Here is a 16143-nt window from a genome sequence, read left to right on the forward strand (position 1 = left end):
CACCCCTTTCCCTCTCAGTCGACGTCCAATGCCGCCCAGGTCTGCCTGCCGACGATACCGTCTGCGTAAAGGCCGTGCTTCTTCTGGAACGCAACGACGGCGGCCTTGGTCTTCGGGCCGAAATCGCCGTCCTCGATAATACCCAGGGCTCCCTGCAAATCCTTCACATCCTCCCCTTGGGCTCCGAGTTTCAAAAGCGGCCTGGGACTGTCAGAATGCGCGCCCCCGGCACTGTGAAAGGCAAAGGCGGCCGCCAGCTTCGTGTCGTACTTGTTCTTCTTGTAGGCCGGGCCATTGTAACCGCGGGCGAAACCGGCCCAGTCGAGCCGCACCAGTTCGTCGTCCAGATGATTTGCGCGGACGAAAGCCACGAAGGCATCGAGCTGCGCCGCCTCGCCGGAGACCATGGCCTTGACGAAGTCCTCTACATTGGAGAACCCGCAGATCCCGCAGTTATCGCCCATGATCTGAAACAGCCCCCAGCTCGCGGACCGCAGGGCTGCGTCCCTATCAAGCTTGATCGCTTCACCGAGCCGGACATATTCCGCCGCACCGCCCTTGTAGCCGCCCCATTTCGGGTTGGAGATGGCGGGATGCGAGGCATCGTACTTATGCTTGGTCAATCGTGAGAAATAGTGGCGTTCGAACAGGATCTTGGGCCTGCCATCGGGCAGGAAGCCGCCCCTGCTTTCCACATCTATGACCGCGCGGACGGCAGCCACCTGACAGCCGAGGCTCTTCGCCGCAGCTTCGATCGCCTTGTCATCGAGCGGCGTCGCATTGCCTGAAAATTCCAGCGCCATGACATCCTCCTTTTCCCAGCTCTCTCTTTCCACTTCCTCAATCGAGCGGATCTTCCGGATAAGGGTATTTGCAAAGCCCGGTGGGGCGGCCGCTCTCGCGGATGCGATCGTCGGTTGCGGCATAGCCCCAGTTGACCAGTTTTCGCGCCCATGCCGGATCGATCCGGGTCAGGCGCGTCGGAGTGGCAGCAAGCCGTTCCGCGAGGGCCCGGTTGTAGGGTATGCCGCCATCGGGCCGCGGCTCGATGAAATAGTCGCTCGAAACCAGGAATCCCTCGCGGTGCAGCACCGGATCGCTGGTGTGGAAGCTGTCCCAGATGCGGCGGAAACGCAGCGCACCCACCTGATCCTGCATGATGAAAGTGACCTGCAATGCCTGGCTGGAAAGCAGGTAGCTTCCCCCTCGCCGGTAACGGAAATTGGCACCGGCATTGCTGACGAACACTGTCCCGCACTGTTTCCAGACGCTCTCGACCCCGAGGTTGTCGTAGACCCCGCCATCGGTGAGGAAGAGCTTTTCAGGCGGCTCGTCCTTGTAAATGCCATCGGGAAACGGCGTGAAGCGCCGCCCGGCCAGCTTGATGGTTACTGGCGAAAGGACCGGCGGAAAGGCGGACGAGGCGGCAACCGCATCGGCAAGGCGCACCCCCTTGGTATCCCAGTGGCCGAGCGTGTAGTCCGCGATCCAGACCTTCTCCATGCGTACCAGCTTGCCCGAGTGCAGGCTGGTGGCGTTGAAAATGAAGCGCGGCTTTTCCGGCAAGTCGATCAGCCGGGTGCCGCCATAGAGAACACGATTGTAGGCCCGCGTCACCCAGCTCCCGTTGAGCCCGGGAATACGCCCCAGCAGCCCCGCCACGATATCGATCGATTGCTGCGACATGGTCATGATCGGATCGGCGACTTTCGTGCGAAAGCTCTGCCCATCGTCGTTCCAGTCGATCTCCTCCCATCGCCGGGCGAGCATGCCCGCAGTGATCGACCCGCCTGACACGCTTGCACAACGGTCTATCGTCCCGAGTATCCCGGCATCGCGCAGACGCCAGAGGAAACCGAGATGGAAGAGCATGGCGCGGTACCCGCCGCCGGAAAGCGTGATCGCAGTTTCATCCGGAGATACCTTCCTCTCCGGCCAGTCGTTCTTCTCGTGCTCAAGGGCTTCGTGCTCAGCCATCGGCATTCTCCAGGGCCCGGTCGTACACAGTGAATTCGACAAAGAGATCACCGTCGGCCACACGCTTGGCGAAAGCCTCCGACGAGGCCTTCCCCGCGATCTCCTGATGCTGGGCAATCGCTTCCGCCGCGGGTTTATCACCGCGCAGGATGCGTCCCCGAGTGCGCACCGTCAGGGCCTCGTTAAGATGAGGATCGGGCATTTCCCACGTTCCCGACTGCTTTTTGGCGAATTCCTCGTCGGTCGGGATCATCGCGACCAGATCCTTGTGGATCATGCGCTCCAGCCCCTTCTCGCTGAGCGTAGCATTGTGGCTGCCGTGGTGCCCGACCTTGTAAAGGCGCGCTGCGGCCAGAAGGTCCTCGCTGGTTACGGGCAGTTCCTTCCCGCTTTCGGGATTCCGGAACCGTACCTTCCCCCAGGACAGCCAATTTCCGACCTGCGCATCGGCGGCGAAAATCATCGTACCGCCATCGCCGGGCAGCTCGAAGGCCAGAACCAGACTGGTATTGTTGGTGTTGTTGTTCATCTTGAGCGACAGCGAGGAGAAGGTAGAGCGCATGGCATCGTCGATCCGCCGGTGCGCCAGCGGCTCGCCGCATGAAAAGTTATCCTGATCCGATTGCCCGGCGAAATAGCGGCGATGCAGCAGGCGGGTGGCCGCCCCGTCGTCGCGCGCGTCGCGTTGCTCGACGAAGCTGCGCCAGTGATAGCGCGCCGAAAACGGAGAGCGGTGCAAGGCCTCGCGGCAAATGGCCGCTTCATCCGCCGTCCCCCCGGCAGGCCCTGTGCCGCCGGGTTCGATCGCATCGAGAAATTCGCCCGCCAGTGCAAAATAGGTTTCGGCATTTTCCCCACTCGATGGCAGGGCCTTGCTCAGGAGGTCACGGTCGCGCGGAGGCCCCAGGACATAGGTTTTGAGCCCGATGGCGCCGGGAGTTTCCATCACGTCTCCGGGAGAAAGGTAACGCGTCTGCTCAGCCCAGCTCTTGAGATCGAGATAGATCTTCCGGCTGCCGCGCACCGTCTTGCGGCGGCCACTGACGCCGAGCATGCCATCGCCGCTGCCGCCGGCCGCATCATCGTCATCCAGTGGAACGGCAAAGGGGCCCGAAAAGCCCGCCAGCCCCATGATGGCCTCAGTCTCGAAATCGTCCACGGCGCTGGCCACGCCGAAGCGCGCCGCCATGCCCGCCAGCGCCGCATAGGCCTGACCGTACTTTTCCTGAAGCTCCCTGCCGTCTGGATCATCGGGATCGTCCGTCCATGCCATCCACAGATCCCCGAACTTGCGCTCCGCGAAGATGTCGTCGGCAAGCTTAAACCCGCAGATGTGATCGTGATGCTCATGCGTCACCACAACGAGATCGAGCCCCTTCTCGCCCGCCGTGTCGTAAATGTCGCGGACCGCTGCCATCATCAGGTCTTTCGAGCCCCGCGTGCCTTGCAGGACCCCGCAATCGATCAGGATATGGGCCGAAGCGTCCTTGCGCCCATCCTTGCCTTCAAGGATGATCAGAAAACAGTCGCCCAGCAGCTTCTTGTACATCCGCACCCTTACGCGCTCGACTTTCATGGCATATCTCCATGCATGAACGCGAAGGGCTCGCGCTCGAAGCCGAACGCGGGCGAATTGAGCTCTTCCCGGCCCGTCATGGCCATCGAGCGGGCAATGCTGTCCTTGCAGAGGAAGTCACGCTGGCGGGCCAGACGCTGCTCCTGGTCGATCCGCTGGCGGACGATGCGCTCCAGCCGGCCGTCGCGCAGATCGACGATGATCGTCGCCCCGCCCCGGAACCAGAAGTCGGGTTCCTCGTCGGGCGGAGCGCCCGCACGATCCACTTCCCGCTGCCGCGCGGGATCGAAATAGCCGCGCCGCTTCTGTGTCACTTGCGCGATCATCTGGGAAAGCTCTCGCCGGTCGGGAGAAATCCGCCGCGCAATCCGGACCGAATGCACTTCGAACACCGGCAGCAGGACCTTGCCGTCGCGAAGGGTGATCCCGTCATCGTCCCAATCGGGGGGCCGCTCCATCGCCTTCCATTTCTCCAGCGAAATCTCGCGCGCCTTGACCGACAAGGGGCTCCACCCGCCGTTGGCCTTCAAGACAGCGTCGCAATGCGGGCCGAGAGGCAGCGTGCGGATGCCCAGCAGTGTCTCCCACATACGGTGCTGCCGCGTCGTCGGTGCCGGTTTAAGCAGCCAATCGTGAAGTGCGCGCTGGTTTCGCATGACCACGCGCATCGCTTCATCGCGCAAGTTTCCGCTGCCTGTGCTCCGTCCGGGATAGGAGATCGGGTCCTGTTCGGTGGCATCCGGCAAGCGCACATCGGGTTTCGCCGCGCTGCGGCCGGACGCCCCTTCGCCATCGAGCCGCGCGATGAAGGTCATGTTGCGAAGCGCATCGGCGAACAGCGCATCGGGGCCCCAACAACGGTCATCGCCGCCCTCATCGCCGATCATGGCCTCGAACTGGCGCAAGTCCGGCCGTTCCCAGCACAGCGAATCCGGAGCATAGGACATGCAGCCAAGCACCGGTACTTCACGCTTGCGGAACGATTCTGCCAGGGCGACGCGGTAGTTCAACGGATCTTCGTGAACCAGGTCGGTGTCGGCCGTGATCATCGCGCGCAGATAGTCGCCGAATGTCGATGCCGCCGGTGGCAGGTAATCGAGGCCGCGCACGCACATCTGCAGCACCGAGTGCGCGGTCTTGATAGCCTCCTGGGCAAGGCGCGCGACGAGCTTTTCCGGCAGGTCCGGGCTTCCGCGCGCGAACCCTGCGATCTGGAACAAGTCGGCCGTTCGCCGCTCGTAGATCGTCACAAACGTATCGAAGATCGCCGCAACCAGGCACTGCCCCCGCTCGTGCGGCTCTCTGAGCATGGCAAGCGTCCTGATCTGCGGCGCCTCGCCATGTTCCTTCGAGGCCTGCTCGTGCCGCAAGGTTTCCAGAGCCATGCGCAAGGCGCCGTTTCGCCCGGTGGCCTGCCCCAATTGGCTGGCCAGCCCGGTCAACAGGCTTTCACAGCGCAATTCCCCCCCGGCCCGGCCCAGTTCATGGCGGACGACGTTATCCATCGTGAAGTGCTGCAACAGCGCGATAGTATCCGCGAAACCTTCATGAAAGGCGAGCGAGTCCGGATTGACCGGCTCGATCCCGCGCCGCCGCATGCCGTGGAGAATGGCATGGGCCGTCTCGTGTGCGACGATGTCCTGGGAAAGACATGTGAAGACCCACTGCCCTTCCTCTCCGCGTGCCCGGGGCGTGCTCTTGAAATAGCCGAACAGCACCGCGCCTTTGCCGGGACTGAAATAGGCATTGGGCTCTTGCAGGGCATGGGGATAGATCCGCAGGCACCGGGTGAAAGGCGGATAACTGGCCGCGGTACGCCCCCCCCTGCGCTTTGCCGCCACGCGCGGATCGTCTTCGGGCAAGGACCAGAATACCGTTCGTCCCAGCGCCTTCTCGAAATTGCGCACCGTGTTCATGGCGACAGCAAAGACCATCTGCTGATGGAACTGCGGATTGCCCTCTGACGGAGCCAGACCATCCTGTGCCAGCAGCCACGGGTGGTTCGGATCAAGGGGCTCGTAGAACGCCCGGCAAGGCTGATCGTAATCGATGACCTCGAAATATTCGTTCGCCGGCCCCAAGCCCACCGGATCTTCCCACCGCGCCTCCCAGGGCAGTTCGATCACCGCGTCGTTGACGACCGCCGTATCGAGCGCAACAGAGGCTGCCGGATCAAAGGCATAGACCCGCAACCGGCGGGTACTGGGCTTATCAGGAACAGTATCGATCAAGGCATCCCCCCTGCCACCTGCAGATGGAAACAGACCGACCCGATTGCATCCTCAATTAACTATACAGAATTTGTTATATTTTTTAAATCTTACAAGAAATGTTGAGATGTCGGCATTAACACAACGCCGACACCACAACAACATTATCCGCTGGAGATATTCCAGATAGAATCCGTATGCTTACTTTTGCAGCAACCTAAATTAACGGCCTGAAATTGACCATGAAAACGAAATGGACTGGTGCGGAAACACAAGGTTGATCAGACCGAGAGGCCGACCAAACCCCGTATAGATCGGTTGAATCGTGAAACTTCTATGCAGGGGCCGTTCGCCGGATGTCCTTTGTCCGGCCTCAATGCAGTGCAGCCCCTGCCCGGAAGCCACGTCCTTCTTGCAGGAACACTGCCGCCGATCGCTTCCGGTTCGACGTTTATCGATCAAACTGGAGACGGGTGCGGACCGTGGGCCTAAGGTTCCTTGTCCACACCTGATCCGGGTGAACGTGGAAGGGGCACGATGATGTACAAACCGTTGACTTCGCCGTCGCTGACGGCTGCCATTACCGCATTCGCAATCGCTGCTGCGCAACCGGCTTGGGCTGAAACTCCGCCCCGGTATGATCAGGTAACGCAAGCATCCACGCCCGTCGCCGATGCCTATTTCGCGGCCTATATCGCGCGTGACTGGGACAAGCTGGAAACGCTGCTGGATGACGAGGCCAGCTTTCAGGACGAAAGCGCGGAACTGGTGTTCGGCGGCCTGCGCTCACAGGGCAAGGCGGCGATGATGAAGCGTTTCCGCGAAGGATACGCGAGCCTCACGCATATGAGCTTCAAGCCGCAGCGCACGTTTCATGCGGGCCATATCGCCATCTACGAAGGCGATCTCGACTGGGGGCTCGATATCGGTGACGGCGTCGTCGTCGAAAGCGAGACGCCGATGGTCGTGATCCTGCGCGTGGAGGACGGCAAGATCGTCCGGCACCGCGACAATGTGGATTACGCACCGTTCCTGGCCCGCCTGCGGGCGCTGCGCGCGCAGTCATAGGAACCGCGTCACCGGGAAGCGCCATCTCCGAAACGGCCGGGACAGGCGCAGGCCCGGCAGGCCCACGTGAACGGCGCCATCAGCATCGCCGCACGCGGGTCTACGTCTTCCGGGCCGCGAAGCTGCGCATGAACATGTTCAGCGCGGCCTTGCTGCCACGGTCGACTACCCGCATGCCTTTTCCATTATTGCCGGTACGGCCCTGGCCGGACGACAGGACGCCGGATTTTACACCAGCGCGCCATGGCAATGCTTGTACTTGTTGCCCGAGCCGCATGGGCACGGCGCATTGCGGCTGATCGTCAGGTCCGCATAGGGATTCTCGCCCGTGCCGCCAGGGCTGGCCGGGGCCTGCGGACTGCCCGCCAGCGAGCCGAAGAGCGCCGCCTGTGCCGCCGATCCGTCACCGTCGTTCGAATCGTCGAACCCGGTCAGCGGATCGATGTGGCCGGTCAGGAAGTCGGGCAGATCGGGCAGGCCCTGCGGTTCGGGAATGCGCAATTCGCTTACGGCCAGAATGCGCGTCACGTCCTCGCGGATAGTGTCGAGCATGCGTTCGAACAGACCGAAAGCTTCCTGCTTGTACTCGTTGATCGGCGTGCGCTGCGCATAAGCGCGCAGGAACACCACCTGGCGCAATGCGTCGAGCGTGGCCAAGTGTTCCTTCCAGTAGTGATCCAGACGGTCGAGCAGGATCGACTTTTCGACCTGGCGCCAGATTGCCGGATCGTCGTTCGCCATCTTGGCCGCCATGTGGGCATCGGCCAGTTCGGTAATGCGCTCTTCCACCACTTCCGGTTCGATTCCGGGCTCGTCCACCCATTCCTCGACCGGAATGTCGAGCGCCAGATCGTCCTTCACACGCTGCTTCAGCCCCTCGACGTTCCAGTGCTCGGGATATGAGCCCTGCGGACAAGTATCGGCCACCAGGGCGTTGATCGTATCGTGCCGCATTTCGACAACAACATCGTCCACCGCTTCGGCATCCATGATGTCGGCGCGCTGCTCGTAGATGACCTTGCGCTGATCGTTCATCACGTCGTCGTATTCGACAACCTGCTTACGCACTTCGTAGTTACGCGCCTCAACCTTCTTCTGCGCGGTCTCGATAGCCTTGGACAGCCACTTGGAGCCGATCGCTTCGCCATCCGCCAGGTTGCTGTTCATCATCTTGGAAAACAGCGTGTCCGGCCCGAAGATGCGCAGCAGGTCATCCTCCAGGCAGAGATAGAACTTGGACAGGCCCGGATCGCCCTGACGGCCCGAACGGCCGCGCAACTGGTTGTCGATACGGCGGCTTTCGTGCCGCTCGGTGCCGATCACACACAGGCCGCCCGCATCGAGCACCTTCTGTTTTTCTTCGGCGATTTCCATCTTGATGCGGGCAATGGCTTCCTCGCGCTCAGGCCCCTCAGGCATGTCCTTGAGCTCGTCCTCGACGCGGAAATCAATATTGCCGCCCAGCTGAATGTCGGTGCCGCGCCCTGCCATGTTGGTGGCGACCGTCACGCCGCCCAGACGGCCCGCCTGCGCCACGATATGCGCTTCCATCTCGTGGAAGCGGGCATTGAGCACCGAGTGCTTCACGCCTTCCTTGTTGAGGAAGTCCGAGAGCAGCTCGGACTTCTCGATCGAGACGGTGCCGACGAGGACCGGCTGGCCCTTCTCGTTCTTCTCGCGGATCAGCTTGGCGATGGCAGCGAACTTGTCGAGCGTGTTCTTGTAGAACTCGTCCTCCTCGTCGACGCGCATGATCGGCAGGTTGGTCGGGATCGTGACCACGTTCATCTTGTAGATGTCGTAGAATTCCGCCGCCTCGGTGGCAGCGGTGCCGGTCATGCCCGAAAGCTTGGGGTACATGCGGAAGTAGTTCTGGAAGGTGATCGAGGCGAGCGTCTGGTTCTCCGGCTCGATCTTCACGCCTTCCTTGGCTTCCACCGCCTGGTGCAGCCCGTTGGACCAGCGGCGGCCGTCCATCATGCGGCCGGTAAACTCGTCGATAATGACGACCTTGCCGTCCTTCACTACGTAGTCGGTATCGCGCTTGAACATGACCACGGCTTTCAGCGCCTGATCGAGGTGATGGACGACCTGCGTGTTCTCGACGTCATAGAGGTTCGAGCCGACCAGCAGCCCTTCGGCTTCGAGGATACGTTCGGCCTTTTCGACGCCATCCTCGGTCAGGGTAATGCTCTTGGCCTTCTCGTCCGTCTCGTAGTCTTCTTCCGCGAGCTGTTTCACGATCGCATCGACCGCGATGTACAGTTCGGACTTGTCGTCCGTCGGGCCGGAGATGATGAGCGGGGTGCGCGCCTCGTCGATCAGGATCGAGTCCACTTCGTCGACGATCGCGAAGTTGAAGGGACGCTGCACCATCTGGCTGCGCTCGTGCTTCATGTTGTCGCGCAGGTAGTCGAAGCCGAATTCGTTGTTCGTACCGTAAGTGATATCGGCAGCATAGGCCTCGCGGCGATCGAACTCATCGAGGTTCGGCACGATCACGCCGACGGTCAGGCCAAGGAAGTTGTGCAGGCGCCCCATGTGCTCGGCATCGCGGCTGGCAAGGTAGTCGTTGACCGTGATGACATGCACGCCCTTGCCTTCGAGCGCGTTGAGATAAGTCGCGGTCGTGGCGACCAGCGTCTTGCCCTCACCCGTGCGCATCTCGGCGATTTCGCCGCGGTGCAGGACGATGCCGCCGATCATCTGCACGTCAAAATGGCGCATGCCGAACACGCGTTTCGAAGCTTCACGCACGGTGGCGAAAGCCTCGGGCAGAATCTGGTCGAGCGTCGATCCGGCAGCCAGCTGCTCGCGGAACTTGACGGTCTGCGCCCCCAGTTCCTCGTCGCTCATCGCTTCCAGCGTGGATTCGAAAGCGTTGATCTGCTGCACGACTTTGTCGAGCGATTTGACGTAACGGTCGTTGGACGAGCCGAAAATGGTTTTGACGATGGCGCCGAGCATGGCCGGAAATCCCTGTTCTGGAAAACTGTGTAATGTGCCTGGATGCACGCCTGCGATCAGCGCGGGCGCGTCAGAAATAAATCGCGAAAAAGCGAGAGTCGGTATGTGCGAGCCGCTATTCGCGGGCGCAGTCTATCCCGGTCAGGACCGCTGGAACGGCAAGGCCAACGGGCGCAGCGGTCAGGGCAGGTGCATGCCGCCGGACGTTCCGCCAGCCCGGTTCGGGCAAGCGCGCCAGTGCCACCGGCGCGCGCAGCGCCTTGGCCGCGGCAGCCTCGCCCAGCACGGCAACCTGCATGCTGGCAACCTGCGACGCACGCGCCTCGGCCGGGCCGATTTGCGCAGCAAGACCGGTCAGCATGGCAAGCAGGGTCAGGATCAGGCGGTTGGCCATGGGGGGCAGATAAGTCCTGCGCGCCCAATAGTCCACCGTGTTGCGCACGCGAGCGGGAAAACCGGCGGCGTTGGTGTGGAATTAACCCCGATCTGCCACGCATGCGGGATGGAATCGCCCCCCTCCTCCACACAAGGGCAGCCTGTACGACTGCCGCTGCTGGACGGCTTGCGGATGCTCGCCGCCGTCGGGGTCGTGCTGTTCCATATACCGGCCATGCGGGCCCAGGTGCCCTTCTTCAACCGCACCTACCTGCTGGTGGATCTCTTCTTTCTGCTGAGCGGCTTCGTGCTCACCCTTTCCGCGGAGCCACGCCTGCGCGCCACTCTGGCAACGGCCGCGTTCCTGCGCAGGCGGTTCGCCCGGTTCTGGCCCGTCATGGCTATCGGTACCACGCTCGGCGCGCTTGTCTTCGCGATGAACGCTCCTCTCGGGCAGATCGGCATACTCACCGTGTTCGCCTTGCTGATGGTTCCCTTTCCCAACACTTCGGGCGCGCCCATCTTTCCGCTGAACGGCCCGCAATGGTCACTGTTCTGGGAACTGGTGGCCAACGCGTTGCACGGACTGCTGCTGAAGAGGCTGAACGATCGCGGACTGCTGCTTCTGGCGCTCGCATGCGGTAGTGCTCTGGCCGCCGCCGTGACAGCGCATGACGCCTGCGATTTCGGCGCCGTGGGCAGCACCTGGTGGCTGGCGGCGCTGCGGATCGGCTGGTCCTATACCATGGGATGCTGGTTCGCCCGCCGCTGGCTGCAAGGCCCGCCTCCGGCCCTTGCCCCATGGTGGCTGGCGCTGGCGCTTCCCGTCCTTGCCACTTGCGCCCTGCCGCTGCTGCCGCTGAGCCGGGGGATGGGAGATGCGATCCTTGTCATCCTCGTCTATCCGCCACTGTTCCGAATCGTCATCGCCGCCCGGCCGCCAGCCGGGATGAAGCGGCCTTTGGAATATCTTGGAACGCTGTCGTTCCCGCTCTACGGCATTCACGTTCCGGTGATCCTCGCGTTTCGCGCTATTGGCGAGACCCTCGCCATGGGGCTGGCCGGTCTGATCACAGCGCTGCTACTATCGGCGCTGATCGCGCGGTACGACGCGCTCATCCGCATGCAGTTGGGCCGGATACGAGACGCTCTGTCCCGGTCGCGCCGCGCGAGGGAGCGTGCCGTCACTTGACCTGTCACAGGCATGCGCTACGCGCGAATTCATGACTCATCCCGTCTCTCCGCTCGCCAAGCCCTTCCCCGGCCTGCCCTCGATCGCGGGCGTCACTCCGCATGCGGTGCGCGCCGGGTACAAGGACTGGGGCCGCAGCGACCTCACTTATGTCACGCTTGATGAAGGCACTATCGTCGCGGGCGTGTTCACAAAGAACGTGTGCTGCTCCAGCGAAGTCGAAATCGGGCGCGCAAACGTGAAGCGCGGCCGGGCGCGCGCGCTGGTGGTGAACGCGGGCAATGCCAATGCCTTTACCGGCTATCGCGGGCGCGAGGCGGTGGAACAGATCATGGATCAGGTCGCCACACACCTCGGCTGCGCGCAGGAAGAGGTCTTCGTCTCCTCCACCGGCGTAATCGGCGTGCCGCTGCCCAAGGACAAGGCGCGCGCAGGCATAGAAAAAGCCCTGAGCGCCGAGCCGTGCTCGTGGGAAGAGGCCGCCCGGACCATCGCCACCACCGATACTTTTGCCAAGGGCGCCACGGCCACGGCGATGGTGGGCGATACCAAGGTAACGATCAGCGCCATCATCAAAGGCTCGGGCATGATCGCGCCCGATATGGCAACGATGCTCGGCTACATCTTTACCGATGCCGCCGTGGAACCGGCCTTCCTGCAGGAGTGCCTTTCCGCCGCGAATCTGCGCTCGTTCTCGTGCATCACGGTGGATTCTGATACCTCTACCAGCGATACCGTGCTTGCTTTCGCCACCGGCAAGGCGGGCAATGCCCCCCTCGCCTCGTTCGCAAGCCCGGGCGCCGATGCCTTTGCCGCTGCCATCCATGACGTGTGCCGCCAGCTCGCTCACCTCGTGGTGCGCGATGGCGAAGGCGCGCAGAAGTTCATTGCCGTGACTGTCACTGGCGCCGCCTCGGACGAGAGCGCGCGCAAGGTCGGCATGGCGATTGCCAATTCGCCGCTGGTGAAGACCGCCATCGCGGGCGAAGATGCCAACTGGGGCCGCGTGGTCATGGCCGTGGGCAAGGCGGGCGAACCGGCGGACCGCGACAAGCTCTCGATCGGTTTCGGCGGCGTCTGGGCGGCGCACGAAGGCCTGCCGCTCGCCGATTACGACGAGGCACCGGTGGCCGCACACCTCAAGGGGCAGGATGTGACGATTGAGGTCGACCTCGGCCTTGGCGAGGGCAGCGCCACGGTGTGGACCTGCGATCTCACCCACGGATATATCTCTATCAACGCGGATTACAGAAGCTGATGACCTCTCCCTTTTTCCTTCTCTGGGGCCGCCCGAACTCGCACAACGTCAAGAAAGTGGCGTGGTTCGCGGAAGAACTGGGCCTAGCCTATGAACGCCGCGATATCGGCGGTTCGTTCGGGTTCACCGAGGAATATCTCGCCAAGAACCCCAACTGCCTGATCCCGATGATCGAGGACGGCAAGGTCACGCTGTGGGAATCGAACACGATCCTGCGCTACATGGCCGCCGAGTACGGCGGCGAGCGCTGGTTCCCCGCCGATCCCATCGACCGCGCGCTGGGCGATCGCTGGATGGACTGGCAGATGACGTATGCCGACACCCAGCGCGTGCCGTTCCTCAGCTTCGCCCGCACCCCGCGCGAGGAATGGGACATGGCCGCCATCGAACAGAATATGGCCGCCAGTGCCCGCCACCTCGCCGTGATGGAACGCTACCTGGGCGAAAAGCCCTGGCTTTCGGGCGGGCAGTTCGGAATCGGCGATATCCCGATGGGCGTCTATGCCTACACCTGGTTCAGCCTGCCGTTCGACAAGCCCGAATTCCCCGCGATTTCCGACTGGTACGCGCGGATCAAGGAGCGTCCCGGCTTCGCGCAGCACGTGATGATCCCGCTCACATGATCACGCCGGAACTCACCCGTTCGGTCGAGACGATCATGCGCGAGGCGAGCGAGCGGGCGATCCTGCCGCGCTACCAGACCCTCTCCAGCGCCGAGATCGACGCCAAGGCGCCCGACGACGTCGTGACCGTGGCCGACAAGGACAGCGAAGCCCTGCTGACCGAGCGCCTCTCCGCCCTGCTGCCCGAAGCCGCCGTGGTGGGCGAGGAAGCGACGTTCGCCGACGCGAGCGTGATGGACCGGCTCAGGGACCGCCTGTGCTGGATCGTCGATCCGCTCGACGGCACCAACAATTTCGCCGCCGGAAAGCCGCCTTTCGGCCTGCTCGTGGCGCTGGCGGACAAGGGCGAGACGCTGGGCGGCTGGATTCTCGATTGTCTCACTGGCCGCTTCTGCCACGCAGGCAAAGGCACCGGCGCCTGGATCGACGGCGAACGCGCCACGGCCAGGCCCAGCGGCGAGGCGCAGCCGGTGGCCGCAATATCGCTGGTCTTCCTCGAACAGGCCCGCCGCGAACAGATCCGCGAGCACATCGCCCCGCACTACCGCCTCGTCGACATCCCGCGCTGCGCCGCCGAGCAATACCCCCGGCTGGTGCTGGGGACCAACGACCTCTCGGTCTTCGAACGCACCCTGCCCTGGGACCATGCGGCAGGCGCGCTGTTCCTCAACGAAGCAGGCGGTTTCTGCGCGCGGCCGGACGGCTCGCCTTATCGGGTGGACCAGTTCGAACGGCGCGGAATGATCGGGGCGTCGTCGAAGGCGCTGTTCGACGATCTGGCCGAACGGCTGGCGATGCTGGGATAACGGGCCATGCACCGTTTCGTCGCCATCTCCGGATGTTCGGGCGGGGGCAAGTCCACTCTGCTGGCGGAATTGCGGCGGCGTGGACATGCGGTGGTGGAAGAGCCCGGGCGCCGTATCATTGCCGAAGAGCTTCAGGGCTCGGGACAAGCACTGCCGTGGGTAGATATCGAAGCCTTTGCCGAACGGGCCATGGCCATGGCCCTGCGCGACCGGGCCGAGGCCGCATCGCTGCCGGGCTGGATATTCTTCGACCGCGGCCTGATCGATGCCGCCGCCGCGCTGGAACATGCCTCGGGCCGCCCCGTGCTGCAGGACCACGCCAGCGAACGCTATAACCGGCGGATGTTCATGGCCCCGCCCTGGCCGGAAATCTATGAGACAGACGACGACCGCCAGCATGGCCTGAAGGAGGCCATCGCCGAATACGAGCGGTTGCTAAGCGCCTATGACCACCTCGGTTACGATATCTGCCTGCTGCCCAAAGCGAGCGTCGCCGAACGGGCCGATTTCGTGCTCGACACGCTGGCCCGCGATTGAAGCGTGCCTTTCGCAGCATAGGAAGAAAGGACACGCACAATGCCGCGAACCGGTGACGTCATGAACTGCGAAGAGCGGCTTCGCGCTGCGATGATCGCGGGAGACGTGGAGGCGCTGGACGATCTGATCGACGACGATCTGGTTTTCACCGGGCCGATGGGGAACGTCATGACAAAGGCCGAAGATCTCGAAGCCCACCGCAGCGGCGCCTTTCGGATTCAGCGGCTCGACCTCTTCGACAGCCGCATTCATCCCCTTGGCGAGATCGTGATTGCCACCACGAAGGCCGAACTCGAAGCCACGTTCGGCGGCGATGCCGTCTCGGGAACCTTTGCCTATACCCGCGTGTGGCGGGAAAGCGCGAACGGGTGGCGCGTTCTGGCCGGGCACTGCTCCAGCCTCGGGGCACGTTAGGTTGGATCGCCTTCAAAGAACTGCTCGTCATTGCGAGCGAAGCGAAGCAATCCAGGGCGGTTTACGCCTGCTCTGGATTGCCGCGGCCTTTCGGGCCTCGCAATGACGAACCAGGGTAGTGCGATCGAGGCACTCCATACCTCCCGACCATCACCGGCCATCCCCGCCAAACGAAAACCCCTCCCGCCTTCCGGCGAGAGGGGCTCTGTTGGCCGGGATGGCCGCATGAATTCAGGCGATCGCGCCTTCGATCCAGCCCTTGAGCGCGCTCTTGGGCGCGGCGCCGAGCTTGTCGGCCACCTTCTCGCCGTTCTTGAACAGCACGAGGTAAGGGATCGACTTCACGCCGAACTGCATCGGGGTGTCGCTGTTGGCCATGATGTCCATCTTGGCGATGGTCACCTGATCGGCCAGTTCCTCGGAGATTTCCTCCAGAGCCGGGCCGATCATCTTGCACGGGCCGCACCAGTCCGCCCAGAAATCGACGAGCACGGGCTTGTCGGACTTGAGGACTTCTTCCTCGAAATTGGCATCGGTGACGGCAATGGTGGACATCGGACAGCTCCTGAAAATGCGAATTTGAGGATAATCTAGAGACGAAACCGCGCGGCGCAACGGCTGAACGCGAAAGCTTTACTCGCCGGGGGGCAAATCCGGCTTGTGCGCGGCGAGAACTTCCGGGGGGACGGTGATCAGGCGCGGCGCGGTGGTGTAGAGCAGCGCCACTTCCACCGTGCGGCCCGGAAAGGTGGTTTCGAGCGCGGCGGCATAGGCGCCCATCTGCCGCAGCACGCCGCGCGGCACCTGATCGAGCGCTTCGGGCGGGCGGCGCGCGGTCTTGTAATCGATCAGCCGCACGCGGCCGGGCTCGACCACCAGCCGGTCGATCGTACCTGCCACCACTTGCCCGCCGACGACGGCCGCCACGGGAACCTCGGCCAGACTGCCCGGCGCGAAAAGCGGCGCCCAGTCCGGGTTCGCCAGAACGTCGAGCGCCGTGGCCAGCATGGCGTCGCGCTCCGCCTCGGGCAGATCGGCGGCGTTCCGGGCCAGCCAGGCGCGGCCGCTGTCTTCGCGTGAGGCCATGCCCACGTCGGGCAGGCGCTCCAGCAGCTTGTGCACCAGCGTGCCGCGCCGGGC

Annotated in this window: 15 protein-coding genes; 7 read left to right on the forward strand and 8 right to left on the reverse strand. The window is 63.3% G+C overall.

Features of this window, described 5'->3' with window-relative positions; genetic code table 11:
* Positions 1-14: 14 nt before the first annotated feature.
* Genes MTR66_RS06735 through MTR66_RS06750 form a run of 4 tightly spaced genes read right to left on the reverse strand, consistent with a single transcriptional unit; the run spans position 15 to position 5784 of the window.
* Positions 15-803 carry an N-acetylmuramidase domain-containing protein gene (locus tag MTR66_RS06735; RefSeq protein ID WP_243919007.1) on the reverse strand — a complete coding sequence of 263 codons (789 nt, stop codon included), beginning with the start codon at positions 801-803 and terminating at the stop codon, positions 15-17.
* Between the two features lie 37 nt (positions 804-840).
* Complete coding sequence (locus MTR66_RS06740) at positions 841-1977, reverse strand: patatin-like phospholipase family protein (RefSeq protein ID WP_243919008.1); 1137 nt, start codon at positions 1975-1977, stop codon at positions 841-843.
* Positions 1970-3553 (reverse strand): ComEC/Rec2 family competence protein, encoded by a 1584-nt coding sequence (locus tag MTR66_RS06745; RefSeq protein WP_243919011.1) that lies wholly within the window; start codon positions 3551-3553, stop codon positions 1970-1972. Before MTR66_RS06745 ends, MTR66_RS06740 begins: the two co-directional genes overlap by 8 nt.
* A complete protein-coding gene (locus tag MTR66_RS06750) occupies positions 3550-5784 on the reverse strand; it encodes a gluzincin family metallopeptidase (RefSeq protein WP_243919013.1) in 2235 nt (744 codons plus the stop codon). Before MTR66_RS06750 ends, MTR66_RS06745 begins: the two co-directional genes overlap by 4 nt.
* 519 nt (positions 5785-6303) lie before the next feature.
* Here MTR66_RS06750 and MTR66_RS06755 point away from each other — a divergent pair.
* A complete protein-coding gene (locus tag MTR66_RS06755) occupies positions 6304-6831 on the forward strand; it encodes a nuclear transport factor 2 family protein (protein WP_243919015.1) in 528 nt (175 codons plus the stop codon).
* 228 nt (positions 6832-7059) lie between these two features.
* On the opposite strand, the gene secA is transcribed toward MTR66_RS06755, so the two are convergent.
* Both secA and MTR66_RS06765 read right to left on the reverse strand, forming a co-directional pair.
* On the reverse strand, positions 7060-9798 hold the full coding sequence (gene secA / locus MTR66_RS06760) for a preprotein translocase subunit SecA (protein WP_243919017.1): 2739 nt from the start codon (positions 9796-9798) through the stop codon (positions 7060-7062).
* Between the two features lie 115 nt (positions 9799-9913).
* Positions 9914-10240: a hypothetical protein gene (locus MTR66_RS06765; protein WP_243919019.1), complete on the reverse strand. Its 327-nt coding sequence runs from the start codon at positions 10238-10240 to the stop codon at positions 9914-9916.
* Between the two features lie 60 nt (positions 10241-10300).
* On the opposite strand from MTR66_RS06765, the gene MTR66_RS06770 reads away from it, so the two are divergent.
* Genes MTR66_RS06770 through MTR66_RS06795 form a run of 6 tightly spaced genes read left to right on the forward strand, consistent with a single transcriptional unit; the run spans position 10301 to position 15003 of the window.
* Positions 10301-11365 carry an acyltransferase family protein gene (locus MTR66_RS06770; protein WP_243919021.1) on the forward strand — a complete coding sequence of 355 codons (1065 nt, stop codon included), beginning with the start codon at positions 10301-10303 and terminating at the stop codon, positions 11363-11365.
* A gap of 31 nt (positions 11366-11396) precedes the next feature.
* Positions 11397-12623 (forward strand): bifunctional glutamate N-acetyltransferase/amino-acid acetyltransferase ArgJ, encoded by a 1227-nt coding sequence (argJ, locus tag MTR66_RS06775; RefSeq protein WP_243919023.1) that lies wholly within the window; start codon positions 11397-11399, stop codon positions 12621-12623.
* Positions 12623-13246 carry a glutathione S-transferase family protein gene (locus tag MTR66_RS06780; protein ID WP_243919028.1) on the forward strand — a complete coding sequence of 208 codons (624 nt, stop codon included), beginning with the start codon at positions 12623-12625 and terminating at the stop codon, positions 13244-13246. Before argJ ends, MTR66_RS06780 begins: the two co-directional genes overlap by 1 nt.
* The gene (locus tag MTR66_RS06785) at positions 13243-14052 is read left to right on the forward strand and encodes an inositol monophosphatase family protein (protein WP_243919030.1); all 810 of its coding nucleotides are present in this window, start codon (positions 13243-13245) and stop codon (positions 14050-14052) included. The genes MTR66_RS06780 and MTR66_RS06785 overlap by 4 nt, the downstream gene beginning before the upstream one ends.
* Positions 14053-14058: 6 nt before the next feature.
* Entirely contained in the window at positions 14059-14589 is a 531-nt protein-coding gene (locus MTR66_RS06790; protein ID WP_243919032.1) for an AAA family ATPase, read from the forward strand.
* Positions 14590-14628: 39 nt separating this feature from the next.
* Positions 14629-15003 (forward strand): nuclear transport factor 2 family protein, encoded by a 375-nt coding sequence (locus tag MTR66_RS06795; RefSeq protein ID WP_243919034.1) that lies wholly within the window; start codon positions 14629-14631, stop codon positions 15001-15003.
* A 231-nt stretch (positions 15004-15234) separates the two neighbouring features.
* Here the strand turns inward: MTR66_RS06795 and trxA are convergent, their stop codons facing one another.
* A complete protein-coding gene (trxA, locus tag MTR66_RS06800; protein WP_243919037.1) occupies positions 15235-15558 on the reverse strand; it encodes a thioredoxin in 324 nt (107 codons plus the stop codon).
* 78 nt (positions 15559-15636) lie between these two features.
* On the reverse strand, positions 15637-16143 hold a 507-nt coding region (locus tag MTR66_RS06805; protein ID WP_243919039.1), incomplete at its 5' end, for a PD-(D/E)XK nuclease family protein.

The sequence above is a fragment of the Novosphingobium beihaiense genome, from assembly GCF_022832375.1.
Lineage (GTDB): Bacteria > Pseudomonadota > Alphaproteobacteria > Sphingomonadales > Sphingomonadaceae > Novosphingobium > Novosphingobium beihaiensis.

Excerpts from the sequence above, each read along its gene's own strand:
- MTR66_RS06770 (WP_243919021.1), top strand. The coding sequence starts at position 10,301 with ATGGAATCGCCCCCCTCCTCCACACAAGGGCAGCCTGTACGACTGCCG.
- argJ (WP_243919023.1), top strand. The coding sequence starts at position 11,397 with ATGACTCATCCCGTCTCTCCGCTCGCCAAGCCCTTCCCCGGCCTGCCC.
- MTR66_RS06785 (WP_243919030.1), top strand. The coding sequence starts at position 13,243 with ATGATCACGCCGGAACTCACCCGTTCGGTCGAGACGATCATGCGCGAG.
- MTR66_RS06780 (WP_243919028.1), top strand. The coding sequence starts at position 12,623 with ATGACCTCTCCCTTTTTCCTTCTCTGGGGCCGCCCGAACTCGCACAAC.
- MTR66_RS06755 (WP_243919015.1), top strand. The coding sequence starts at position 6,304 with ATGTACAAACCGTTGACTTCGCCGTCGCTGACGGCTGCCATTACCGCA.
- MTR66_RS06790 (WP_243919032.1), top strand. The coding sequence starts at position 14,059 with ATGCACCGTTTCGTCGCCATCTCCGGATGTTCGGGCGGGGGCAAGTCC.
- MTR66_RS06740 (WP_243919008.1), bottom strand. The coding sequence starts at position 1,977 with ATGGCTGAGCACGAAGCCCTTGAGCACGAGAAGAACGACTGGCCGGAG.
- secA (WP_243919017.1), bottom strand. The coding sequence starts at position 9,798 with ATGCTCGGCGCCATCGTCAAAACCATTTTCGGCTCGTCCAACGACCGT.
- trxA (WP_243919037.1), bottom strand. The coding sequence starts at position 15,558 with ATGTCCACCATTGCCGTCACCGATGCCAATTTCGAGGAAGAAGTCCTC.
- MTR66_RS06745 (WP_243919011.1), bottom strand. The coding sequence starts at position 3,553 with ATGAAAGTCGAGCGCGTAAGGGTGCGGATGTACAAGAAGCTGCTGGGC.
- MTR66_RS06795 (WP_243919034.1), top strand. The coding sequence starts at position 14,629 with ATGCCGCGAACCGGTGACGTCATGAACTGCGAAGAGCGGCTTCGCGCT.
- MTR66_RS06735 (WP_243919007.1), bottom strand. The coding sequence starts at position 803 with ATGGCGCTGGAATTTTCAGGCAATGCGACGCCGCTCGATGACAAGGCG.